General features: G+C 38.5%; 21 protein-coding genes. 10 read left to right on the top strand and 11 right to left on the bottom strand.

The genetic code is table 11. The features are described from left to right. The first annotated feature begins 182 nt into the window (after nt 1-182). Entirely contained in the window at nt 183-1,373 is a 1,191-nt protein-coding gene (locus CTN01_RS04135; RefSeq protein WP_045149739.1) for a Bcr/CflA family multidrug efflux MFS transporter, read from the top strand. A 111-nt stretch (nt 1,374-1,484) separates the two neighbouring features. Here the strand turns inward: CTN01_RS04135 and CTN01_RS04130 are convergent, their stop codons facing one another. Next, complete coding sequence (locus tag CTN01_RS04130) at nt 1,485-2,684, bottom strand: glycosyl hydrolase family 18 protein (protein WP_045149738.1); 1,200 nt, start codon at nt 2,682-2,684, stop codon at nt 1,485-1,487. A gap of 409 nt (nt 2,685-3,093) precedes the next feature. On the opposite strand from CTN01_RS04130, the gene CTN01_RS04125 reads away from it, so the two are divergent. Next, a complete protein-coding gene (locus tag CTN01_RS04125; RefSeq protein WP_045149737.1) occupies nt 3,094-3,747 on the top strand; it encodes a DUF2913 family protein in 654 nt (217 codons plus the stop codon). Between the two features lie 116 nt (nt 3,748-3,863). On the opposite strand, the gene CTN01_RS04120 is transcribed toward CTN01_RS04125, so the two are convergent. After that, entirely contained in the window at nt 3,864-5,036 is a 1,173-nt protein-coding gene (locus tag CTN01_RS04120; protein WP_045149736.1) for an MFS transporter, read from the bottom strand. Nucleotides 5,037-5,367: 331 nt separating this feature from the next. Continuing rightward, nucleotides 5,368-6,540, bottom strand: a complete 1,173-nt coding sequence (locus CTN01_RS04115) for an MFS transporter (RefSeq protein ID WP_045149735.1) — start codon at nt 6,538-6,540, stop codon at nt 5,368-5,370. 212 nt (nt 6,541-6,752) lie between these two features. On the opposite strand from CTN01_RS04115, the gene CTN01_RS04110 reads away from it, so the two are divergent. From CTN01_RS04110 to CTN01_RS04095, 4 genes are all read left to right on the top strand, one after another. Next, nucleotides 6,753-7,529, top strand: a complete 777-nt coding sequence (locus CTN01_RS04110; protein WP_045149734.1) for an AraC family transcriptional regulator — start codon at nt 6,753-6,755, stop codon at nt 7,527-7,529. Between the two features lie 339 nt (nt 7,530-7,868). Next, complete coding sequence (locus tag CTN01_RS04105; protein WP_045149733.1) at nt 7,869-9,044, top strand: PcfJ domain-containing protein; 1,176 nt, start codon at nt 7,869-7,871, stop codon at nt 9,042-9,044. A gap of 39 nt (nt 9,045-9,083) precedes the next feature. Beyond that, nucleotides 9,084-9,872: a helix-turn-helix domain-containing protein gene (locus CTN01_RS04100; RefSeq protein ID WP_045149732.1), complete on the top strand. Its 789-nt coding sequence runs from the start codon at nt 9,084-9,086 to the stop codon at nt 9,870-9,872. A gap of 45 nt (nt 9,873-9,917) precedes the next feature. After that, nucleotides 9,918-11,102, top strand: coding sequence for an MFS transporter (locus CTN01_RS04095; RefSeq protein WP_045149731.1), 1,185 nt, complete (start codon nt 9,918-9,920; stop codon nt 11,100-11,102). Between the two features lie 52 nt (nt 11,103-11,154). On the opposite strand, the gene CTN01_RS04090 is transcribed toward CTN01_RS04095, so the two are convergent. Together CTN01_RS04090 and CTN01_RS04085 are read right to left on the bottom strand one after the other, a co-directional pair. Then, nucleotides 11,155-11,841 carry a peptidoglycan DD-metalloendopeptidase family protein gene (locus tag CTN01_RS04090; protein WP_045149730.1) on the bottom strand — a complete coding sequence of 229 codons (687 nt, stop codon included), beginning with the start codon at nt 11,839-11,841 and terminating at the stop codon, nt 11,155-11,157. Continuing rightward, on the bottom strand, nt 11,838-13,094 hold the full coding sequence (locus CTN01_RS04085; protein WP_045149729.1) for an MFS transporter: 1,257 nt from the start codon (nt 13,092-13,094) through the stop codon (nt 11,838-11,840). The genes CTN01_RS04090 and CTN01_RS04085 overlap by 4 nt, the downstream gene beginning before the upstream one ends. A 223-nt stretch (nt 13,095-13,317) precedes the next feature. Between CTN01_RS04085 and CTN01_RS04080 the strand changes: the two genes are divergently transcribed. Continuing rightward, on the top strand, nt 13,318-14,292 hold the full coding sequence (locus CTN01_RS04080) for a DUF6929 family protein (RefSeq protein WP_045084476.1): 975 nt from the start codon (nt 13,318-13,320) through the stop codon (nt 14,290-14,292). A 128-nt stretch (nt 14,293-14,420) separates the two neighbouring features. On the opposite strand, the gene mdtD is transcribed toward CTN01_RS04080, so the two are convergent. From mdtD to CTN01_RS04050, 5 genes are all read right to left on the bottom strand, one after another. Then, a complete protein-coding gene (gene mdtD, locus CTN01_RS04075) occupies nt 14,421-15,800 on the bottom strand; it encodes a multidrug transporter subunit MdtD (protein WP_045149728.1) in 1,380 nt (459 codons plus the stop codon). A 667-nt stretch (nt 15,801-16,467) separates the two neighbouring features. Continuing rightward, the gene (locus tag CTN01_RS04065) at nt 16,468-17,043 is read right to left on the bottom strand and encodes a hypothetical protein (protein WP_005368102.1); all 576 of its coding nucleotides are present in this window, start codon (nt 17,041-17,043) and stop codon (nt 16,468-16,470) included. A 131-nt stretch (nt 17,044-17,174) separates the two neighbouring features. Further along, entirely contained in the window at nt 17,175-17,675 is a 501-nt protein-coding gene (locus tag CTN01_RS04060; protein ID WP_045084478.1) for a hypothetical protein, read from the bottom strand. A 225-nt stretch (nt 17,676-17,900) separates the two neighbouring features. Further along, nucleotides 17,901-18,170 (bottom strand): membrane protein, encoded by a 270-nt coding sequence (locus tag CTN01_RS04055; protein ID WP_045128444.1) that lies wholly within the window; start codon nt 18,168-18,170, stop codon nt 17,901-17,903. 174 nt (nt 18,171-18,344) lie between these two features. Next, complete coding sequence (locus CTN01_RS04050; protein WP_005368096.1) at nt 18,345-19,700, bottom strand: CynX/NimT family MFS transporter; 1,356 nt, start codon at nt 19,698-19,700, stop codon at nt 18,345-18,347. A gap of 94 nt (nt 19,701-19,794) precedes the next feature. Between CTN01_RS04050 and CTN01_RS04045 the strand changes: the two genes are divergently transcribed. The 3 genes from CTN01_RS04045 to CTN01_RS04030 all read left to right on the top strand — a co-directional run bounded on the left by CTN01_RS04045 (nt 19,795) and on the right by CTN01_RS04030 (nt 24,257). After that, nucleotides 19,795-20,583, top strand: coding sequence for an AraC family transcriptional regulator (locus tag CTN01_RS04045; RefSeq protein WP_045084479.1), 789 nt, complete (start codon nt 19,795-19,797; stop codon nt 20,581-20,583). A 472-nt stretch (nt 20,584-21,055) separates the two neighbouring features. Next, entirely contained in the window at nt 21,056-21,856 is an 801-nt protein-coding gene (locus tag CTN01_RS04040; protein WP_080890424.1) for an AraC family transcriptional regulator, read from the top strand. Nucleotides 21,857-22,685: 829 nt separating this feature from the next. Next, nucleotides 22,686-24,257, top strand: a complete 1,572-nt coding sequence (locus tag CTN01_RS04030; protein ID WP_045084480.1) for a BCCT family transporter — start codon at nt 22,686-22,688, stop codon at nt 24,255-24,257. A 137-nt stretch (nt 24,258-24,394) separates the two neighbouring features. Here CTN01_RS04030 and CTN01_RS04025 read toward each other — a convergent pair whose 3' ends face one another. After that, a complete protein-coding gene (locus tag CTN01_RS04025) occupies nt 24,395-25,855 on the bottom strand; it encodes an SDR family oxidoreductase (RefSeq protein WP_045149727.1) in 1,461 nt (486 codons plus the stop codon). Between the last annotated feature and the right edge of the window lie 155 nt (nt 25,856-26,010).

Below are 26,010 nucleotides of genomic sequence, written 5' to 3'. Positions count from 1 at the left end.
CATAAAGGCTTGTTCTAGTCTTCTATGTTTATGCCTTTTATTTTATCTGATAAATACAATAGACGTTTAGCAAAGGGTATGGGGAAAAGGAAATAGCTCTTTTCCATATAAGAAAGGTTCTGTTTACGTGTTTTATCATAAAATATAAGCTTCATATGGAATATTAGCTCATAAGAGGTGCTATGAACCAGCAAGACAGCCCAAGGTTGAGCCTGCAATTGATATTGATCCTTGGCGCAATAGCTGCGCTTACGCCTTTAGCGATTGATATGTACCTGCCCGCAATGCCGAACATTGCCAAAGACTTTTTAGTTTCTCCTAGTTTAGTTCAGGTTACATTAACCGTATTCACCGCAGGTTTTGCTTTCGGTCAATTGATTCATGGACCTTTGGCTGACAGTTATGGCCGCCGTCCAATGTTGTTACTCGGTACTATCAGTTTTACTGTCTTAACAGTATTAGGTGCATTGAGTACAAGTATCACAGAACTTACTGTTATTCGTGTTTTACAAGGTTTTGCTGGTGCTGCCGCAGCCGTCATCATTAGTGCATTAGTTCGTGACATGTTCGAGCGCGAAGAATTCTCTCGTACCATGTCGTTTGTTACTTTGGTAATGACAGTGGCACCTTTACTTGCACCTATGATTGGTGGTCATTTATCGGTATGGTTTGGCTGGCGAGCAGTATTTTGGTTTTTAGCTATTTTTGCCGTTATTGTATTACTATCCATTGTTTTTAAAATTAAAGAAACATTACCAAAAGAAAAACGTATACCTTTCCACTTTTTATCCATTATCCGTAATTATATAAAACTACTGTCTAATCCAGTGGTACTCGGCTTGATACTGTGTAGCGGCTTTTCATTTTCAGGCATGTTCACTTTCTTAACGGCGGGTTCGTTTGTTTATATTGACCTTTATGGTGTGAGTGTTGAAAACTTTGGTTTTTACTTTGGTTTAAATATCATTTGCTTAATTCTAATGACCAGTATAAATGGGCGTTTTGTAAGGAAGAAAGGCACCCATTGGATGTTACGACTTGGATTAGTCATTCAGCTGTTTGCCGGTGCGTTAATTGTTATTGGTCAGTGGCTTGATTTCGGGCTCTGGGGCGTTGTAATCCCTGTTATGTTGTTTGTTGGTGTTCTATCGATTATTGGTAGTAACGCTATGGCTTGTCTACTAGCGCGTTATCCTCAAATGGCTGGTACTGCTTCTTCATTAGGTGGCACATTCCGTTTTGGTGTTGCATCCATTGTCGGAAGTATTGTTGCGTTAATGCCAGACAGTACGGCATGGCCAATGGCAGGAACGATGGCAGTTTGTGCAGTATTGTCTGCGGGTTTTTATTGGTTCTTAGCAAGAAATGCATAAAGCATTTTTATATTTTTATAGATGTCGCTGAAAAGTACGCCAGAGAAGATTCTCTGGCGTACTTTTTCGTAACTATAGAAGGTAAATAGTTACTTTAAACACTGTTTTAATTTACCAATCGTAATGCTTCATTGGATCATCTTCACGGTAAACAATCCAGTCTGTATCGTCTTTATTTTTATCGCAAATGTTGCGATAAGAACTGTCCTGTTTAATGGTGGCACTGATGGTTTCTATAATGGAAAGGTCCTTATCTTCTGGGTTAATATCATCGCAAGGCAATTCCCATAACATGACACCACCTAAATGATAGTCATCTTTAGCTAAATGAACTTTTGAGCGGATCGTTGGCAAACCGTTATAATAATGTGTTGTGTTATTCTTTGTTACAGTATCTCGACAAGCATAATGTTTATTTTCCTTAACTAATGCGCCGTAAGTGGGGGCATGACGAGGGTAGGCGGGTAACCCTAATGTAATACGTTGCGGATCTAAGTGGCGCTCTATTAACCAGTAATTTAAGGCATTGACAGAATCTTTATAGCTTGAGTGATCTTCATTTTGCATGTCATAAGTCATTAAATGGACCGTATCAAAGGCATTTAATGCAACATCGAGATAGCCAGCACCTTTTCCATCGTCATTAGGTTTGTCTTTACTACCAATGATCGCAGCGGTGAAATACTTACCTTCAGCATGAAGTCTATCCGCTAAACGGTTTACAAAATCAGCATATTGATTTGCACCATCTCCAACTTGAGGGTACTCCCAATCAAGATCAACACCGTCAAAACCGTAGGTATTTACAACATCCATCATGTCGTTGATAAGGTTTTCTCGGTATTCTGGCGATGCAGCTATTTTTTCGTAAACGATGTCACGACCAATGATGTTATCGTCACTTTCATTTTTCTCACTATCTCGCCAACCACCAAAGGAAATAAATACTCTTCCATCAGGGTTTTGATCTCTAAATTTTTGAATGGTGGAAGTAAGCTTATTTATCTTATCAGTTGATAGGTCTGCAACGTGTCCATCAGGATGATATATCCCTTCTTTATCCATATTGGCGCTAGGGTTCATGAAGGCAATATTCAGATCACTGATTTCATTTGAATGCGGACTATCAAACCACTGATCATTGGCATCTTTCATGTAGCTCGCATATACCACATTACGAAACTCTGTAATCTTTGCAGGTTTTGGCTCCTGAGCAACATATCCATTATAGTCATCCGAAGAGTTGCTACTGCTGTTACATGCAGTTAGTGATGTGGCAGCAATTAAAGCGGCTAAAAGAGTGTATTTCATCTATAAACCTTATTCCTTGTTAATTGATAATGTTCACAGTGATTATTCACAAATACATATTCACCACCTGAATGAGTGTCACAAAGCATTTTTCTTTAAAAGTAATGTTATATTGCAATTTTAAATTTGTATTTATTATAATTGGCTGAGTTAATAGTGTTAATTATATTAATCTTGCAGATTAATGTTCTGTATTGGTTGGTTGGTTCCATCTTAATTGATAGATAAAACCAGTTAAAATTTTCAATACATTGCTACTTTTTTATTAGGGTATAACTCGTTATTATTGGCACCTATCTCACCTGACAGTAGCGTACGATAAGTGGAAATTTCTAACAGGAACCTTGGTTCTTGTTTAGAAATTCGTAAGCTTTCTTTTAGCCGTATTTATTTTTGATTTTCTAAAATTATGACTTCTTTTTATAACGAAATTCTACATGTGGTAACGGAAGGGTTATCAACACTGGTTACTGCGCAAGAGTCTGGTAAAACCCAGAAAAACCCAGTCAGTGAGACGGTTTTTTTAAGCGCGTGGGTGACGAAGATGATCAAACAACAATGTTTTGATCACTGTGTGTCTAAGACGTTACTGCAATGGCAGAAACAATCTCGCACAATGGGCAAAAATGCGCAGCTTAAAGTACAATTTGAGCGTATTAAAAATACCCTTAGCGTGTTAAATGATGCTGATGGTCATTCAACGGTTATTACCGCTGAACTAATAGATGATTTTTATCGTGTTGTAGAAGCCGCTGATTGGTTAGTAACTAACGAGTATGAAGTGAACCGTAAAGTGTCTCATCATACAGATGGTCAAGCATCATTAGTGGTGTGTGCTGCGCAATATAAGTCTGCAATGAATGAGCAGGGTAGATTAATAAAACCACTTTCTTTTTATATTCGTGGTAATGCACAGCAATTTATCGATTTGGCTTACCAGCAAGGCATATTGCTGTTTAAGATCACAGACTACAAATCTAAAGTGAAATTTCACGGTGAGTATGTGATTTACCCTGATAATGCAGGTACACATTTACCTGAATTACCAACTGTAACGAATTAATCGCTTACAGCAAAAAAGAAAAGCCGCATGAAGATCTTTATAAATAGAGTATCTCATGCGGCTTTTTTATTCATAGCAGTTAACAACTATACGATGAGTTTCAACTCACTTACCGATTAACTTGCTGTTGCGTTTTCACCGGTTTGTTTACTGGTTTTCACAGCGATCAATTTTAATAGTACAAGTACAAATGAACCACTACCACAAACGAGTAAAGTTAATGCTAGATTACCGACATGCGCGACATGATCTAGTCCAAAACCAATAATTAAGTAATAGAACAAGCCAAGTAATGCACCAGCTGTTCCTAAGTGGTTTCGATAATTGACTAAAGCAGTACTTAACAAGTTAGGCAGTGTTAAACCAAATGACAGTGATACCAATGCCATGGGAATAAAGAACCAAATAGTTTCTTGTAGTAAGTAAACACCCAAACCAGCGGTCAGTATCATTAATGTTGATAACATTACGATTATATCAGCACGTATATGTTTACGTATCAAACGAATATTGAGAAGCGAACCTAAAATTGAACCAGCTGCTAAAACAAAACTCGTATTACCAAAAAACTTAACGCTGGCCCCTAAGTGTTCAAACATGAATGGTGCAATGCTGTAATATGAGAACAGGGCAATATTTGCCAGTCCTATCATTAAGGCGATATACCAAATATGGCTGTCACGGAGCATTTTTTTTGCCACTAAAAACAAACTATCACGTTTGATATGATTTGGTTTTGTCTCTGGTAATGCAAAGCCACCCCAAAGTAGTAGGAGTGATAGCATTATCACCATAGCTATGAAAACCCAAGTATAGCCACCATGAGCTGTCAACCAACTACCAACTAACATACCAATCACAGGGCTCAGGCCAATACTTGTTGACGCGATAGAGAAGATTCTTGCTAGACTCTCGCCTTCAAAGCTATCTCGTAAAATGGTTTGGGTACATACAGAGCCTACTGCGGCACCAAAAGCACAGGCACCAAAGCCGTAAAGTAAACCCTGAAATGTTGGTGCAAAGTAACAAAATAGTGCGGCAGCAATACAAATTGCTATACCTAAAAGTGTTGATAAACGACGTCCAATGACGTCACACATGGTTCCCCAGAATACGACACCAACGGCAAAGACCATAAAGAAGATCGATAGCGCTTGAGCTGCTTCTGATGTGGTTACTGAAAAGTGATTCTTAATTGATGTTAGCGCTGGGCTATACATCGTTTCTATGAGCTGTGGAAACATTAACAGCGAAATTGCTAATAATGTTGATATTGTTTTTTTATTCATGACTTCCTTTTTGACGCTTGATCATCCACCGATGAAAGACTGGCAAACGATATAAATCATTAAAGGTATGTATTACAGCTATTGATTTAGATGAAATACGAGAAGGTATGTATTACAACTATTGTTTTAGGTGAAATACGAGAAGGTTATTTCAATAATGCTGAGTATACATTTATCAAAGATTGGTATGGTATTAACATAAGAACAACAAATGTCACTATAAGGACATAATCGAAAAAAGCCGCATGAGCTTCTCTATAAATAGAGTATCTCATGCGGCTTTTTTATTAGTAGAAGTTAACTATACGGTGAATTTCAGCTCACTTATTGATTAACTTGTTGTTGCATTTTCACTGGTTTGTTTACTGGTTTTTGTAGTGAACAATTTTAATAGTACAAGTACGAATGAACAACCACCAGAAACGAGTAACGTCATTGCTAGATTGCCGACATGAGCCGCATGATCTAGACCAAAACCAATAATTAAGTAATAAAACAAGCCAAGTAATGCACCTGCTGTACCCAAGTGGTTTCGGTAATTTATTAAAGCAGTACTAAACAAGTTAGGTAATGCTAAACCAAAAGACAGTGATACCAATGCCATTGGAATAAAGAACCAAACAGTTTCTTGCAGTAAGTAAACACCTAAACCAGCTGCCAGCATCATTAATGTCGATAACATTACGATGATATCACCGCGTATATGTTTACGGATCAAACGAATATTGAGAAGCGAACCTAAAATTGAACCAGCTGCTAAAACAAAACTCGTATTACCAAAAAACTTAACGCTAGCACCAAGGTGCTCAAACATAAATGGTGCGATGCTGTAATAAGAGAACAGGGCAATGTTTGCTAGTCCTACCATTAATGCGATGTACCAAATATGTCCATCACGGATCATTTTATTTGCCACTAAAAACAAGCTATCACGTTTAATGTGGTTTGGTTTAGTCTCTGGTAATGCAAAGCCACCCCAAAGTAGTAGTAGCGATAGCATAATCACCATAGCTGCGAAAACCCAAGTATAGCCACCATGAGCTGTCAGCCAGCTACCAAGTAACATACCAATAACTGGGCTAAGACCAATACTTGTCGAAGCAATAGAGAAAATTCTTGTTAAACTAGCACCTTCAAAGCTGTCACGTAAAATAGTTTGAGTACATACAGAGCCAACAGCAGCACCAAAGGCACACGCACCAAAACCATAAAGTAAACCTTGGAATGTTGGCGAGTAATAACAAAATGTCGCCGAAGCAATACAAATAGCTATGCCTAAAAGTGTTGATAAACGACGTCCAATGACGTCACACATGGTGCCCCAGAACACAACGCCTACCGCAAATACCATAAAGAAGAGTGATAAAGCTTGTGCTGCTTCTGATGTTGTTACTGAAAAATGATTTTTAATGGATGTTAGCGCCGGGCTATACATCGTTTCTATGAGTTGTGGAAACATTAACAGCGAAACTGCTAATAATGTCGATATTGTTTTTTTATTCATGACTTCCTCTTGAAGCTTTATCATCCATCCTCTCAAGACTAGTAAACAGGATAAATTAGGGAATGATAAGTATTACTGCCATCGCTTTTTTGTGAAGTGCTAGGCTGTTATTTCAATGATGATAAGTATATATTTACCAATGCAAGGTATGATATTAACATAAGAACAAGAAGTATCACTTTAAGGACAAGTTGTAAAAAGGAGCTCTATATATGGCTTATATTCAAATGGAAGATCAGTTTTGTGCTGATGACTATCATGGCCTTGTTGTTGGACTGGCTGCTGATATAGCGGAGCATGACTCGGGTTACCATACTCATAACAAAGATCAGTTGTTATTCTCCCATCATGGTTGCATGGTAATCAGTTTAAATGGTGTGAAATGTGTGTTGCCGCCAATGCGCGCTGCTTGGATACCTGCAGGAGTGGAGCACAAGGCACAAACATCCAATGTTACGCATTACCGTTCTTTGTATTTTGACCAAGATTTACAACCGCAATTGCCGAGAGAATTAAAAATATTTGATATTAACCCTTTAATGTCGGCACTAATGGAGCGTATGGCGTTTTGGGAGTTTGATAAACCCAATAATGAGCAAGTTAATTCGGTGAACCTCTTAATTGAAGAGTTAAATTTTGCGCAAGATAGTCACTTGAATTTACCTATTCCAGCCGATCCTCGTTTATCTTCATGGTTAGTAGATATTGATGATGAGGCGTTTGTTGCTCCATCATTAGCTGAACTCAGCCTAATAGTAGGGGCGAGTGCAAAAACCATCACCCGTATTTTTAATAAAGAAGTGGGAATGCCATATCAAAGTTGGCGTCAACAGTGGCGTTTATTAGCCGCTATTGAATTACTGTCATCAAATTGGCGAGTGACAGATATTGCTCATCGGCTAGATTTTTCAAGTGATAGTGCTTTTATTCGTTTCTTTCATGATAAGGCTGGCGTTACACCCTCAAACTTTATTACTGAGTATAAGTAATGATTTTCGATTTTCTCAAACTGTACTGGGTTTCCCCCTACAAACTTTATAAGTGAACAGAAAGACTAACTTTCAAATAATCTAAGTTTATTTAATAAATTTTAATGTGAATTTAACAATTGTTTTTATCTAAGAATAAGTGTCAACAAACAGTTAACCGTTCTATATATTGATGAATGTATTTTTCGTACTAGGTTCTCATCCTCGTCGTTTTTCAGTTGAATCTTCACTTCGCTAAGGCATGATATATCTATCAGTTGTTATTGTTTTTCATGCCAAAATTAACTGAGCAGATAACGATAATAATCATTCAAGGCTAACAGATATATATGGATATTTATGCTTGCTTGTTGTGCTGAGCGCGAAGAGTTTCATCACTCAACGCCGTTAGTTTTATCATTTGATGAAGCCTTAACCTTTTTTCCTTTTCAGCTTGAATTTTATGACTGGCATGATTGCCTTGCTATGTATCGTGCTTACCCTGATGGGCATCGAGAACCATTAGAGGGGAGTTGTTCATTCTATATTGAACACATCGAATCATTAGAGGGTGGAAAAGCGTGGGTAGATAGTATTCCAACTGGTTTAGTTGAAAAAGCCCGAGGGTATGCTGAACTTGGGGTGTATATGCTTAAGGTTGCTGCTTTGAGCCAGAAAGCCCGAGATTTATTACTTCAACGTCCGACTTTATTGTATTTGGTATGCGAACAATATCCGTTAGATCAAGATGAAGTGTTATCACTGTGCGAATTAGGTCAACGTGAGATCCTTGCTCAACTTGGCTTGGCTTCGAGTCGTTCAGCATTGCGCTTTCTTGATCGGATTGAGGGGGATTTTTCAACCCGTTCGATTTTGATTATTATTCACCGCTTGCTCGATCCTGAAATGATGTCGTTTCAATTGTTCAAGCATTATAAAACGATCACTAATTTAACCTTGCAGATCTATCTACAATGGCCAACGTTAACAGGTACGCCTCTTGGACGACATCTAGCGCAAACCAATCAGCGTGAGCGTTTCCAAATCAATCAGATTTTATCTGATGTTTTCCAACTTGGTTATCGCGTATTAGATGTTGATTCAATTAAACGTATTCATGCTGTGACTTCTTATGAAGAGTTACGAGCGTTACACGATAGGTGGGTGGTAGCGCAACACAGAATTAACTTTGTACCCGATGCTAATTCAAATAAGCCTTACGTGATCCCTTTTGAAGGTAATAATAATATTGTACCTATTCGCGATTATCAAGAACTTGAACAAGAGGGAATTGAACAAAACCACTGTGTGGCGATTTACCACAACCGAATCATTAAAGGCGAGTATTTGGTTTATAAAATGTTCATGCCAGAGCGTGTTACTATTGGTTTAAAACGGCATTATTTCGTTAATGGACGAGTTAGTGAGACATATACAGTGGATCAAATCCAAGCCCGTAATAATAGGATGCCATCTTCTGAAACATTAGAGGCTGTTTATGGTTGGTTAGACAGTATGAAGTCAGCTAAGCCATAATACTGGTTGAATTTATTGGTTTACTCTCAAAGGAAAGAAATGCGGTTATTTCATTCGATAAAACGTTATGCACCAACAGAAGAAAAAGCACCGCATTCTCACGACGATTTTGTTCAACTTTTTTATATCCACCAAGGTTGCGGTATTGCTAGAACAGAGGATAAAAGCATACTGGCTGTTAGTGGGCAACTTATTTGGGTGCCCCTTAATCACCGTCATCATTTGAAAGTGTTGAAAGATACCAGCTTAAGTATTATTCATGCTTCACCAGATGTTATTCCTCATTTTCACAATGAGATGGCGATCATCTCGACCAATCGCTTAATGGTACAAGTGATGGCAGCAATTGAGTCGCAAGATATTGGCTTTGAGCAAGGTGCTGATTGCAACAGCGATGTTCAACACCATTATTTAGCGGTATTTATTGATCAACTCAAGAAACAAAATTACCAGAGCGATGCTTATCAAAGTAATCATGATATTGATAAACGCTTGCTGCCCATTATTGAAGCACTGACTATTGAACCTGATATTAAACTGTCTTTAGACCGTTTTGCTGAGCACTGTGGCGCATCTTCTCGTACTCTTAATCGTTTATTTATCAGTACATTTGATCAGCCATTTCGTGAAATAAGACAGCAGTTGGTTATGGCAAAAGCATGGCAGTTGAGTCGCGCAGGTGTCGCACATACAGATATTGCATTAGATTTAGGTTACAACAGCTTATCTGCCTTTTCCCATGCCTTTAATCGTTTCAAACAAGACAAAGCTAGCCAGAAGTTGGCGAAAAATCACAACTCGTTGTCGCTAGTTCAACAACAAGACTAAACACATCTATTTAAGATAATGACATCAATTAAGGAGATTGTTGTCATGTCTTTACTACGTTTACTTTCTATCAGTTTATTAATGGCGTGTAGCTATTTCTTTGCCTCTGATATGTATGCACCTAGCTTACCAGTGATGTCTGAGGCATTGAATGTGTCATCGACAGCAGTACAACAAACGGTGAGCGCGTTTTTCATTGCGTTAGGTTTAAGCCAACTCGTGTGTGGAGCTGTCGCAGAGCGATTTGGTCGTCGTCCTATCGCGATATTAGGTGCGGTGATATTTATTATCGGCTCAGCGCTTTGCTTACACGCTGATCAACTATCAGGTTTAATTATTGGGCGTGCCGTACAAGGTATTGGTGTTGGGGCATTGTTCTTATTATGCCGAACCATAATGCAAGATTCATTGACTAAAGAGCAGTTGGTGGATGTGATGTCATGGTTTAGTATTTTATTTATGTGCTTGCCAGCTACAACACCGGCTATTGGGGGCTATTTAGAAAGTCATTTTGGCTGGCATAGTAGCTTCTGGTTTATGTTGGGGTTAGCTGTACTGCTATTCGTGGTTATTGTTTTAGGTTTAAAAGAAACCCACTTAGAAAAGAATATTCATGCGACAAAACCAAGTGTTGTTGCTCGTGATTACTCCATGATTGCAACAAATTCGCAGTTTTTACGCTATCTAATCATGATGGTGATGGCCAATAGTGGTGCGCTTGTGTTCTATTTGATGGGGGCGTTTATTGCAAAAGAGCAATACCATTTACCTGTGCAATATTTTGGTATGTCTTCATTGTTGCTAATTGGTTGTAGTTTGTGCGCACGTATTGTTTATATTCGTTTTCTAAAATATAACGCGACAGAAGGTCGAATCATTAAAGTGGCAAGCTGTATTATGCTGCTTGGTGCGCTGACAATACTATCAAATGTGATATTTCATAGCATTGCGATGATCATCATTGGCATGGGTATCTATTGTTTTGGTGCAGGTTTAACAACTTCAGTCGTAGCGGTCAGTGCGCTGTATTTATTTCCTAAGCATAAAGGGCAAACGGGTGCGTTGTTTGGCTCATTACAAATGGTTGGGATCTTTACGTTAACCTTTATTGTGAGTCATTTAGCCAGTGTTGAGTGGATGATGGCATGTGTACTTATCACCATGGCATTATTGAATATTTCAGTACAACGCTGGTGGAATGATAATTCTGTCGTGTTGGCAAAAGCGTAAATAAAAAGCGCCTATTGGCTTGAAGGCTAATAGGCGCTTTTATGTATGCAGATTAATCTAAATCGCTACGTTTTAGGATCAGATTAGGATTCGGGCAGTTATCTTGGTAAAAATCAAACTGCTCAGGATCAATCACACCAGGATAATCATCACTGAAATCACCCATGTCTTTGATGATTTGAAAATGCAGATGGGGCGCCCAACCACCATTTTCTTCCGTGTTACCTATTGCTGTAAATTGCTGACCTGCTGTTATTTTTTGTCCTACGGTGAGGGTTGATAAATACTCAGTGGCACAATGCCCATACAGGGTATAAAAAACATGATCTTCTAATTCATGTTTTAGGATCACGGTTGGACCATAGTCACCGTCTGCGGTGTGGTTAGCAAAACCAAAGACTTCACCATCAAGAGGGGCATAAACAGGTGTGCCAGCAGGTAACCCTAAATCAATCGCCATATGAACAGTACGATCAGGGGAATCGGTAAAGTTAGCTTTATCTTGATAGATCAAACGATATTCAGCATAACGACCAATCACCACCATAGCATTTGTTGCAATAGCACGGTTTACGATTTCATCAGCAAAGCTATGCTCTACGGTAACCATACTCCATAAATCGCTATCAGGCGTTAAATCAACAATATAGCCAGCTCCAAATTGCATCTCTTTTGGTACAACAGGGTGAAAGTCATGGGCTTTAAGGACATGTTCTAAGGATGTTTTGCTGTTTGTCATGCTGCTTCCAATTCTGATGGTGTTTTCTTCTCTGTCGTCGTTTGTTGAGTTGGCACCATTACCATTGCTAATAGATAACCAAGAACCGCGATAGCTGTTGGTAGTAATAGATATACATTCACCATCATAGCAGTCAAATAGCCAGTTAATGTCCACGCCAAGCCAACCATTGCACCAGAAAGCGCCATAGCCCAACCTTGATCAATATCACTCGCTCGATCTGAAAGGGCAGTGATATAAAGCGGGAAACATAGCGCTACCATTGCAGCGGTAAATATCATTGCAAAGACATGACTGGTCGGTGTCGGTGTTATGGCTAGCAGCAACATACCAAATGCTGAAAGCGCTGTTGTTACTCGAAGTGCAGAGGACACAGAGAAACGGTTCAATATAAGGCGAGGGAGCAATAACAAAGAGAAAATCATCACGATACCAACTCCCATCATAAAGTATTGGTAAAACGCACTTTCTACCGAAATATTCCATTTCTGTGGGAAGATAAATGCAATATTTTGGAAATAGAGGCTCCAGCTAAACTGACAAATAAACACGATAAACAAACAGTTCAACAAACCTTTTTGACTTCGTTTTAAAGGTTTTACAAATGAGAATATATTTTCTTCTTTTACTGTGTTTTGCGCTGGTAAACGGATAATCAACATTAAGACTAAGCTAATGAGAGCGATCATCAAACAGGCATAAAATGGCGCTTGTGCACCATAGTTTGCTGATAATTTACTGCCAAGTGCAGGGCCAAATGACATGGCAGCTGTCATAACTACAGCCACTAAACTCATTAAGGTTGCTTTGTTTTTCCCTTCGCTGTTATCAGCCAAAATCGCTTGTGCAATTGGTTGGCTTGCCGAGCCTAAACTGTTGATCATATTACCGACAAACAAAATGATCACCGAGCTCACCACAATGGCATAAATAGGTAATGCAAACCCGATAGCTGCAATGACTAAACAAATTGCAATTACGGCTTTTCGACTGAACTTGTCAGCAAAGCGGGCAATAAAAGGGGTAAAAAACATTGAAATAAACGGAGCAGCAGACATCACAGTACCGAATAACATACGACGCTGTTCAATCGGCATACTTTTCGCTAATTCAAGTGAGTGATCGGTTAAAAACAGACTGACATAAGCAGGGATCGTAATAAAAAATCCGGCAGAACCAAGAAAGATAATGATGTATAGCGTTATAAGCGTAAATAAGGGCAAGTGTTGAGCCGTGCGGTGTTGGTTGTGCATCTTATTCTCCCAGTGAATATGTGCGCTATTTTAATTCCCTTGGGGTAATTGGCAAACACTATCGTTAAGTGTTGAAATTAATTTTTAACAATTACTTGTCAAAAGCAAACTTATGCAACTGAAAGTGATTCTTATTCAGATTGTTGCAATTAACTACGTTATGATTTTGAGTTATCCCTCATTTACCAGTAGAAAGAAGCCAAAGGATTAATGAGGAAAAGTAATGAAACTTAAAAACCTATCTCTACTGGTTATCGCAACTTGTGTTTCAGGCTCTGTATTGGCTTGTGATTTAACGGTTTCTACGTCGACAACGTTACAAAACCTACCATCAGCATCAGGTATAGTGAATCATGACAATCACATTTTGGCCGTGGGTGATGACAGTTCACAATTATTTACGCTGAATGATAAATTTAAAGTAATGAGCGAGTCACAGATTGCGCATTATAAAACAGGTAAAGATGGCAGAATCGTTAAAAAGGTAAAACCCGATTTTGAATCGATGGATGTTCAACATATTAATGGAAAACCTGCTTATGTGATTTTGGGCTCAGGCAGTAAGAAGAAGGTGAGAGAAAAAGGGTTTGTTATTGCTCAAGATAAAAGCTTTAAAATTGAGCGTGACTTGGCACCTTTGTATGAGAAACTTCACCAGGTAGGACACTTCACTCAAAAGCAAGAAATTAATATTGAAGGCTTAGCGAGCAGTAAAGATAAGGTCTTCATTTTTAATCGCGGCAACAGTGGCCCAAACATGTTGTTTGAAGTTGATAGAACAGCATTTGAAAATTACATGACGGGCAAGCAAGATAATATTGATAAGATTGAGTCTTACTTAGTGAAACTTCCTGCTATCGATGGTATTGAATCTGGTTTATCTGGTGCGACATATGATGAAGCTACAAAAACGTTGTATTTAACCTCATCAGTTGAAGCTACAGGCGGTGCTTATCAAGATGGTGATATTTTAGGAAGCTTCGTTGCTGAATTACCGTTAAGTCAACTTGCTAATGGCAAAACGATTGATCTGACAAAGGACGCAATGCCTGTTGAACACGATGGTAAGAAAGTCATTACAAAAGTAGAATCGATCGCAATTACTTCCCATGAAGGAAATATCACCAAAGGTGTATTAGCCTCTGATAACGATAATGGCACAAGCCAGTTCTTTGATTTTAAAATTAAAGAGTCGTAAGACTAAAGTGATTATGCCGTAGGATATAATGATTTTTCATTTGTCTTCATGGTGTATTACTAATATATAGATGTGAGCATCAGTATTTTTAATACAGATGCTCATTTATTTCATCGAGGGTATGAATGTTATCTGTGTATTAAGTTATTACCATCAGAGCGGTGCAATGATAAAAATGACAAAGCAGAGATAACGGTTAATAGTCCCATAGCAATGAATGTCTGGTGAAAATGAGACATATCACTGCCAGCGTAATAGGTAGAGAAAAAGTGTAAAACACACGCGCAGATAGCAAGACCAAAGCTAATTGAAAGTAGTTGTGTTACTGCTAGCATACTGTTACCAGCACTTGTATGTTTATCATCTAAATCAGCTAATGTTATGGTGTTCATTGCGGTAAATTGTGTTGCGCGAACAATACCTAACGCAAACAGTAATGGTAGTGCTAACCATAGAGATAACTTGCCTGATATAAGGGCAAATGCTGCTGTAATAATACCAATAATAATAGTGACCCAAAATAATGTCTTGCGATAGCCTAGACGCTTAAGGGTTCTTTCGACATACGATTTACCTAATAACGCGCCAAAGGCTAAGGGAACCATCATTAATCCCGCGTATAAGGCTGAGGCTCCCATCCCAACTTGCAACATAAGTGGTATAAGAAAAGGAATTGCACCTGTACCTAAGCGAGAAAATATATTACCACCGATACCAACAGAAAAAGTCCTTGTCTTAAAAAGTGATAAAGGAATAAGTACGTTTTGTTTTTTTGATGCGTAATAAATATAAGTGACGAGAAGAGTAAAACCCATTAATAAAGTGATAATAGGAATTAAAACCGTTTCTGATTTAGTTAAGAGCTCAATGCCACTTAAAAGAGTAATTAAACTTGAACTAAATAGAATAAATCCCCAACCATCAAACTTACTCGCAGTTGAAGTAAAGTTAGGCATGTAGCGTTTGGTCATCCATAGTCCAATAATACCGACAGGGATATTTATTAAGAATATCCAATGCCAACTTGCATAAGTGACTAATACGCCACCAAGTACAGGGCCGACAACGGGACCGATTAATCCCGGCATTGTTGCTAGGTTTAACGCATGAACAAATTCATTTCGTGGATAGCTCCGCAATAATGCTAAGCGGGCTACAGGAACCATCATGGCGCCACCAACCCCCTGGAGAATGCGAGCCAGTACCAGTTGCGTCAATGTGTTGGATAATCCACACGCCAACGACCCCAGTGTAAATAAGCCTACAGCCCAGCCAAAAATAACTCGGGTGCCAAATTTATCAGCAAGCCAGCCACTGATAGGAATTAAGATCGCAACAGTCAGAGTATAGCTAATGATGGTTAGCTGCATGGTTAATGGCGATTCATGTAAGCTTTTGGCCAAGGAGGGGATGGCTGTATTTATTATTGTGGCATCAAGAGTCTGCATAAAAAAAGCAATACCCGCAATCCATGGCAGCCATGTTAGTTGTTTTGTTGGTTTCGCCATAGTCACCTCAATAATGGTAACGATATTCCGCGCGCAGAGTTGCCAGAAGCATAAAACAGTGGGGAGGAAATAACGATGGTTATACGTAATGTATTATTACTATATCAGTTGTAACTTAACCTGAAGTGAATCGCGTAAAACATGCTTGTTACGGCATAACATGATAGGAAATATAGAGCTAAACTGGTGTTAGAGAGGTGAAAAAGAGAATCGGTGAATGAATAAAAAACGGATTTTTTTAATCGCATTTATGGTGCCTATTATTTACGGCATAATTTGGTTTTTATCTCTGTACGTAAGTACGGATCTTAATCATTTCTTTTATGAAAAACATATCGTATTTTTGTATTTAGCATTGCCATGGTCTTTCTTTACTATAGAAGTGGGGGCAATTTGTAGTACCTATACCAATAGTTATATCTGTAACCCACTTAGTATCTTATTAATAAGCATTGGTTTTGCTATAAATGTCGTTGTAAGTACGATTATATTAGGTGGGTTGGGTAAGATATTTAAAAGATAAAATGAATAGTACTAAATCCATTTAAATATCAATAATATGCAGCTTATTAAGCAGTTGACTGTTTCTGAGAATAAAAAACGACTGTATTAAGTTATATAGTAACTTAATACAGTCGTTTTTAAGAATTTGAAGACTAAAGGAGGTTTATTCTGGCACGTATTCTAATGGCGCTTCTAAGTCTTTAAGCACCATTTTTTGAATATTAATCCCTAACATCATGATGATTAAACACCAATTGAGGAAAGGGAGTTTGCCTGATTGAATGCTTTCAACAAACTGACTTGGATTCCAACTAAATAACTCACAGATATTCTGTGCTGTCATTTCTTCAAATAAACCACTATCAATTAGCTTGGCAAATTGTTCGTTGGTTGGGCATACAAAAGTATTACGAGCACCAAATGCTGATGGCTTGAATAAGCGTAATACGCGACGAATATCCTCAACCGGGATCACTTTGCCATTAGTTGCAATGCTTTGTTTGCCAATTAATGCCGCTAAGAAACACCAACATGGGTATGGAATAGTCGACACATTGAAAGGTTCTTTTTTGTATTTCGCTGTCCAGCTACTTACATTCTTCTCTTGCAAACCAGTGACTAACGCTAACTTCTTTGCATCATAGCCATGATCTTTCAGTAGGTTAATGATTTCAGCGACTTCTGATACGAAAGGCTTTGTCCAATTTTCGTATGAGGTAAATACATTTTCTCTAATCAAAATGCTATTCCAATATGGGATTCAATAGATTGTCGCTGATCATACGTGTTCACGCGACGATGTCCATTAATATCCCATTACCTTGTTAAAATCCTCAATTAATTAACGACTAAATCTGTCATTTTATCTAGTTATTTGGTTTTCTTAGAGCTAAGTTCTTGGATTACCCTCCAATCATCAGCAGGTAAAGTGAATGAGTCACTAAGCTCTATGGTTTTATTGCTTTCTTTCTTGGCGCTAACAAGTGTGGCGGTGTAGTGAATTTTTGCACTATGTGTTGTGTTATTCACATGTGCTAGATCTAACACGATACCTGATGCTCGTGCTTTATCGATAATATAAAGCCCATCCCAAGTTAAGTTGGCATCAATATTTTTATTTTTTTGATTGAAGTTTTGGGTGTTTTGACCTGCAAGTAAGGTTTGAAGGCTGTGCTGATTCAGTGAAATAGTTAAGTAATGTTCTGTGTCTTTTGACAAGATAATACTGACAGCTGGGGTGTTGTTTAAGTCGAAGTCAGTGGCAATACCGACGTGAGTTAATGTACCGTGGATTTGGTGATTGTGTTGCTGATTACATCCAGTGAGTAATACGGTGGCAAGTAAAACACTTGCGATGGTTATTCCTTTCATACTATCTCCTCTGTGACGCACTGTATTGTGCCGTTAGCAAAACTAACTCTTTGAGGATATAGACCTCATAGCTCGTTATGTCAGCAGATTGTATGAATTACACATTGCTTTATTATTAGGTTAGATGATGAATGAATAGAAGAGATAATTCCTTTAGGACACTAGCCATAGTGCGCAAATTTAATGGTATATGACATCTTATTATTCGCCTATTGATGGATGGAATTAAAAACAAAACCCAAGAAAATAGAACAAGGCATAGAAACAAATAAAACCGATCACAAAACCAATGAGATGGTGTATGAATGAAGGTATCTCAGGTTTATGCTTGCGCGCTTTGTTTTTTGTTACGCGGTAACATGCAAGGGCGATTAAAAAGATGATGGTGATTGCAAGGATATAAAATACGTTTTGTTGTGGCTGTGATTGTGTTGATTCTGCAAGTGCAAGGGGAGAAAAAAGAGCTGCACTAGTAAGAAGATAAGATAGTTTCATGTTACTTAACTCATAAGAAATAAAACTTACGTTAAAACTAACTGTTATTAGCGGCAATCATTGTTATTACAAGATGTTATTGCATAAGTGTATGTTATGCAGATAAAAAAATATCGGCATCCTGCCGATATATAAGTAATAAGAGATTGGCGTCCTTGCCAATTTAAGAGAGCTTTATAATTTTGCGTTAAATGCTTTTTTAAGTTCGTTACGTTCTTCAGTCACTAGCGCTAATTCATTTTTTAAGCGTTTAAGTTCTTCGTGAATACTTTCATGAACGGGTGCATCAATAACGATATCTTTACCGCTTTGTGAGCGAACGATAACGTGTGAGCGTCCTGCAAATAGTGCTAAGAATCCCCATACAACACAGACTGCAAGTGTCATATATAATGGTACTTCCCAGCTGTGTGTTGATTCATGTAGCGAACCAAAAATAATAGGGCCAGTTGCTGCAAGTAAGTAACCCATACATTGTGCCATACCTGATAGTGCAGCTGCTTGGTGAGCATCATGAGTACGAATACCAACAAATGACAGACCAAGAATAAAACCACCACCACAGCTAAAGCCAAAACAAATTACCCAGATTAATGCGTGTTCTGGCATCATAAGCAGGCCAAGGATACCGATGAAACCCAGTACAGCCATAGCAAAGCTCATGCCGCGTTTATCTTTCATTTTTGCCATTAATGGGATAAGCACTAGTGCTGGTACAGCAGTTGAAAGCTGTAGTACACCATGTAAGTAACCCGCTTGGTTTTCTGTATAGCCGTTATCAATTAGGATACTTGGTAACCAGCTGATAAAGATGTACATGATGAAAGAGTTCAAGCCTAAAAAGATAGTTACTTGCCATGCAGCAGCTGAACGCCATAGATAACTGTGGCTATCAATCTCAGCAGTATCTGCAGAAGGGCGAGTATGGCCTGCTAGTTGTGGTAACCATACGATAATTGAAACAACAGGGAAGATCAGTACGGTTGCTAAAGCAAATGCCCAGTGTGGAATTGCAGTGATTCCCATTGAACCAGCAAGCTTCATCATTGGAATAGCTGTACTTGAGCTTAATGTTGAGCCAATACCCATGATTAATACATATACAGCAGTCAAAGTAGTGACTTTTGTTGGGAAGTCTCTTTTTAGTAAGCTTGGTAATAGTACGTTACCTATTGCTATACCGAGACCTATTATACAGGTACCCAAAAATAGCATTACGGTTGAGCCACCGGAGCGGATAAGTACACCACCGCCAACAAGAACCAGAGCTATCATAAGAGATGGCTCTAAGCCAATTTTACGTGCAAGGCCTGATGATACCGGCGAAAATAGGGCAAAAGCCAACAATGGCAAAGTAGTTAACATACCGGCTTGCGTAGCACTTAAACCTAAATCTTGTGAGATGAACTCTAGAATAGGTCCTAATCCTGTAAGTGGTGCACGTAGGTTACTTGCAATAAGTAAAATACCTAGGATAACCAATGCTGGTCGTGCAACTTTAGGGACTGTTTTTTTGTTTTTATGTGACATAGGTCTCTCCTTAAATCTTTAATAACATAATACCTCTCCTATTTTTTTCTGTATTGAGTTATATTGACAGTAGATATCTAAAATCGGACAAGTTATGAAATACAGTATCCATTTTCCTGAGTTTGACTCCGATCTTTACCCACAAAAGGTTGTTGCATTGCGCCTTTCTGGGTTAGAGAAGGATGAAGAAATCCCAGTCCATCAACACCATAAAGGACAACTTGTTCTTCCTTTAAGTGGTTTTGTTCGTTGTAAAATTGCTGACGCTATCTGGATGGTTCCCGCTAATTGTGCTGTTTGGATACCAAGCCAAGTACCTCATAGTAATAGTGTTTCGCCTGATGCCGATACCTGTATGTTATTCGTTGATCCAGATGTAGTTGGAATGCCATCTAAAGCGTGCACATTATCTATTTCTCCACTTTTACGTGAGCTTATTGTTCGTTTAACGGAATCAGATCTCTCCTATACACCAGAATCTAAAACCGCAAGGTTAGCGGATGTGTTGATTGATGAATTAACGAGCATGCCATCTGAACATTTTGATTTTCCAATTCCGAGTGAGAGTCGATTACACAGCATTGCCTTAGAGCTCATTAATAATCCAAGCGATCGCAGTACTGTTGGTGAATGGGCAAGTAAATATGCGATGAGTGAAAGAACTTTGGCGCGTTTAGTGAAGCAGGAATTAGGATTAACCTTTGGTAATTGGCGTGGACAGCTTCATATTGTTATTGCATTACAAAAACTGTCATCAGGGGAGCCTGTACAGCGAGTATCAGAAGATTTAGGGTACGAATCAGTAAGCGCTTTTATTACTTTCTTTAAGAAAACGCTCGGACGACCACCTAAGCAATACATTAAAAAACGGATTAATGATTAAATTTTTAGATATTTGTTTCTATCGGGATTTAGACTTGATTTTAGCAAAGGTAAATAGTCTATTTCTTTATTTGTATGGCAAATAGGTGTTTTATGTCTCGTTGGCTGGCTTTTCACGCCACCTCAGCGGCACTATTGACAACTTTTCTATAAGTTAATAGAGAGTGAACCGTTAGCCTATAAGCTTCATATTTTCTTGAAGGGTGAAAGATATCACCATAGTGATAGAGTAAAAGGTGCGGTATTTGTCCTGAATATTTAACTGCATTACCTACATCTTACTGTTCAAACATCAATCCAATAGCAGCTAAGGTTACTAAGGCTGCTAATAAATGAGACGTCAAGGAACACTTTGATTTCAGGTCTACATATTCAGTTGATTCGGTGTGACGTTTTATTTTTATGTGATATACATCTTTTGTTCAGATATTTTTGGTACAAATTATTCCCTAGGGCAATTATTTTACTAAATTATGACAAAAAATATAACTTTAAATAAAACTATCCCTTCGTTTGATTCAGATTCGTATTCTCAAAAAGCAGTGGCAATGAGATTTTCAAGATCTGATGTCGATGAAGAACTCCCGTTTCACACTCACCGGAAAGGTCAATTGGTATTACCTTTAAGTGGCTGTGTTCGATGTAAAATTGCGAATGCTATTTGGATGGTTCCTACAAATTGCGCTGTTTGGATCCCAAGCCAAGTGCCTCACAGTCTCACAATTTCAGATGATATCGATATTTGTAATTTATTTATTGAGCCAGATGTAATTGGTCTACCAGAAAAAGCCTGTACTTTATCAGTGTCTCCTTTATTACGTGAGTTGATAGTTAAGTTAGCAGAGCTCGATCAGTTTTATGAAGACGAAGGGAATACTGCGAGATTGGTTGACGTTCTAATTTATGAATTATCGACAATGCCTTCTGAACAGTTTGATTTTCCGATTCCAGAAGAACCTCGTTTACAAAAGATCGCTTTAGCTTTAATTGCGAACCCAAGTGATCGTAGTACAGTTAGCGAATGGGCAAGTAAATATGCGATGAGTGAAAGAACCTTAGCGCGTTTGGTTAAGCAGGAATTAGGGTTAACTTTTGGTAATTGGCGTGGACAGCTTCATATTGTAATGGCACTACAAAAACTGTCATCGGGGGAGCCTGTGCAGCGGATATCTGAGGATTTAGGCTACGAATCGGTAAGCGCATTTATTACTTTCTTTAAGAGAACCTTGGGGCGACCACCTAAGCAGTACATTAAAAAAAGGGTTAATGATTAAGTTTTTTAGATATTTTTTCTCATCGTTTCATGGCACATGTGCGTTTCTCTGCTGGGGCTGACTAATTGCCATCCTTGTATATATGAACAATGGATGTTTCTCCATATCGGTCAAATCAGGGGGGCTTTAATAAAGTTAGATTTACTTTAGATCGATTATTAACAAGAGCACTTTAGAATAAGCGGGAAGGGACTACCGATAGTGAAATTATCTTCTTATTGATGATTAAAATGGATTACAAACTGCTCCTCTCCCAGCTATTAATCAAACTCTGCATATTGATCATAGTAACTCACAGACTTTTTATGATCTGATTGTGGATTAACCTGCTCTTACATATTCAGATTTATACCTTTCTTCATTATGTATCATTTTTCATTAGTTGCTCTCTTCGACTCGATTAAGTGATATCCCAACACCTACTAATAAACCTAGTCGAAGAGATGAGCTATGAAAGTGATGCCTTTTCTCATTATTGTGTCAATCACTATGACTGATGGTTATAGTCGTTAACATGCAAAAAAGCAGACTATTGCTACATGGTTATCTATCGTATTAAATGACAGCAAATAAAAAATAGTTAGAGCAATAAAGACTTTTGATGTTTAGTAATTATTATCCTATCAATACGGTCTGTATAATAAATATTCAATTTTTTATCGTTAATCAAAATTTGTAACATAAATATGTAACGTCATGATCTACCAATTAAAAAGCCATACAATGATAGAGCGCATGGTTTTTTTATTGAAAATAAAGGATTTTTTGACTGGTCTTTATGCTTTTTAGCTGCTAATCTCTCGCCCCTCACAAACAACGTGAGATATTTATGCCAAGTAATGCATGTCAAATAGCTGATAGTAACAACACATCTTTGAACTCAGATTCTTCTCGTTTTGAAGCAAAACTAGTTCCAATTCTAACTATTGGTTTCATTTCCTTATTCATCTTTGCTGCACTGGCTGATATGTCCAGTTTTACAGCATTAATTCAAACTAGCTTTGAATCTGCAGCCAATACTTTTGGTTATAGCTGGCAGATCTTAATGCTGGTTAACTTTCTTATTGCTTTAGCCATTGCTTTTAGCCCTTTGGGTAAAAAGGTGATGGGAACCGTGAAAAAACCAACAATCGGTACTTTCCGTTGGTTAGCCATGATCATGTGTACTTTATTAGCTGGTGGTGGCGTATTTTGGTCTGCCGCTGAGCCAATTTACCATTTCATTACACCACCGCCGATATTTGAAGGTGTTGTTGGATCTACACAACAAGCTGTCGACCCTGCACTTGGTCAAGCGTTCTTACACTGGGGCTTTTTAGCGTGGGCTGTATTGGGCACGTTGGCAACTATTGTATTAATGTATGCACACCATGAACATGGCGTTAAATTACGTCCTCGTGCTTTGCTTTTTCCTATCTTTGGAAAGAAGCTAGAAGATCACTGGTTAGGTAGTGTAATTGACGCTTGCTCAATTATTGCCGTTGCCGCTGGTACAATTGGCCCTATTGGTTTCCTAGCATCGCAGTTAGGTTATAGTTTAGAGTTACTAACAGGGCTTGAAAATAACGTTCAATCTCAGTTAATGATCCTTGCAGTCGTTGTGTCTATTTATTCTATTTCTGCTGCTTCAGGAATGGATAAAGGTCTACAGTGGCTATCACGCTTAAACGTGATTGGTGCGTTTGGATTATTACTAGCAATGCTATTCTTAGGCCCAACGAAATTTATTTTAACTGAGTTCGGTAGTGCGTTTGGTGATTACATTCATCATTTCGGCGAGCTTAGCTTAGCGAATGAAAAGCCTTCTTGGAATGTATGGTGGACATGGTTCTTCTGGGGTTGGTTTATCGGTTTTGCACCTATGATGGCAATCTTTATTGCACGTATTTCTGAAGGGCGTAGCATTCGAGGTTTAGTTCTTGCGGTTGCGATTGGTGCGCCTATCGTGACGAATTTCTGGTTCGCGGTATTAGGTGGTACTGGTATTTTCCTTGAGCTACAAACACCGGGTGTAATTTCTGGCCCACTGAATGACGGTGGTCTACCTGCGGTATTATTAGCATCACTGTCTAATTTGCCATTAAGCGGTATTTTATTACCTGCGTTTCTTGTGTTGACGACAACGTTTGTTGTTACCACAGGTGATTCAATGGCATATTCGATTGCGATGGTGGTTTCTGGTGATAATGAACCTGATAGTAAGCATCGTTTGTTCTGGGCGATCACTATGGGTGTAGTCGCTGCGGTATTATTACTTGCAGGTGACGGTGGCTTAAATGCACTGCAATCGTTCATTGTGATCACTGCTGTACCAGTTTCTATCTTGATTGCGTTCACATTGATCAGTGGCCCAATCGCCGCGTACAGAATGACATGTGCAACAAAACAAGTGGCTGCATAATACTGTATATCACCGATTGATAGTGACATACAGTAAATGAAAAACGCCCGATATTGCTGTTAGAAATAACATGCACTATCGGGCCTTTTTTATTACGGACTAATCAGATTTTTTAGAAATGACAATCAAAGCGAAGGTTATACCGTATCAATCTGACCATCTTTCGCTTTCGCTTTACAACGTTTGACTAACTGTAATGTCATGCCTCTAAAAATGAATAGGTGTGCAGGCATCATAGCAAACCAGTATAAAAGACCTTTAAAACCTTTCGGATGCCACCATGCTCGAATATCAACAGAGCGGTGATCACCATGATCATTAATGGTAAATTCTAATCGTCCTAAACCAGGCGCTTTCATCCCAAACAGGAGTGATAAGAAATGGTTTTCTTCAAGACTGATCACCTTCCAAGAGTCAATGCGATCGCCCAATTGTAAATGTTGAGGATCACGACGATAACGTTCTAGAGCATTACCACCAATCATTGAATCCATCCATTCACGAATACGCCATAGACTGTTGGCAAAAAAGTAACCTTCTTTTCCACCAACCAGCTGAACTTGTCGCCATAAATCTTCAGCACTCGCATCGGTTTTTAACGTGTAGCCCGCTTGTTTAGGGTAATAGCCATAATTAGATTTCCAGCGCGATAATGCATCAGGGTCAAATCCCCAAATTTCACTATCAATGATCTCATCATTCATCTCTAATGCTTCTGATATTGCATCATCGTAACTGATTAAGACTTGTGGGATGTATTGCTGTAACTTGCTACCATCTGCTGGTAAATCATATTGCAACCCGTTGATTAATGCTCTCGCAATATTGGTCGGTACTGAGGTAATAAAACGCAGCCAATAAGCTGCCATAGCAGGACTTAAGAATTTAAGCGGTATCACGCGAATTTTCTTATTTAGCAGTGTACCTAAACGTACCATTTGATCGCGGTAAGTCAGCTGCTCGGGGCCTGCAACATCAAAAATGAGGTTTTCATTATTGGGCTTTTTAGTTAGCTCAGTTAAATAAAATAACAAGTTTCTAAGTGCAATAGGAGAATTGCGAGAACTGACCCATTGTGGCGTTAGCATCACAGGCAGATGACTTACAAAATCGCGCATCACTTCAAAAGCGGCAGAGCCAGGGCCTATAATTATTCCAGCACGTAATTCAACGATAGTTTTTCCACTATTACGAAGAATATTGCCTGTTTCTTTACGAGCTAGCAGGTGAGTTGAAGCTGCATCTTCAGATTGTAGCGCGCCCAAGTAGATAACTTGCTCAACCTGACTGTGTTCTAGATATTGGCTAAAGTGGCGCGCGCAGTCTAATTCAAAATCAATAAAGTCATGACCATGATTCATGCCATGCACAAGGAAGAAAACGATATCAACACCGTGAAAGAGATCCGTAAGGTCACTATCATCATTGAGATCAAGGTAAATTAATTCAAGGTTATCAAGATCATTCCAGCCACGCTTTCTTAGCAGCTGTAAGTTGCGACCAGTTGCTCTAACATGATGACCTTGATTTAGCAATTCTGGCACTAAATGGCTACCAACATAGCCTGACGCACCGACCACTAGAATTGTTTTCTTCATTACCTCATTGCTCCATTTCCTTATGGTGTTACTTAAGAAGAGTTATCGTGGATATAAAAATTATATTTTTGTTAATTGTAACCAAGTTCAGAATAATAGGTATGGCATCAAGTTATTTTCGCGATTAGCATAACATTTCACGTCAAATTGATTCT

Source organism: Photobacterium angustum (genome assembly GCF_003026365.1).
GTDB lineage: Bacteria > Pseudomonadota > Gammaproteobacteria > Enterobacterales > Vibrionaceae > Photobacterium > Photobacterium angustum.
The sequence above is the reverse complement of the archived record's forward strand: the minus strand, read 5'-3'. Positions and strand labels throughout refer to the sequence as shown.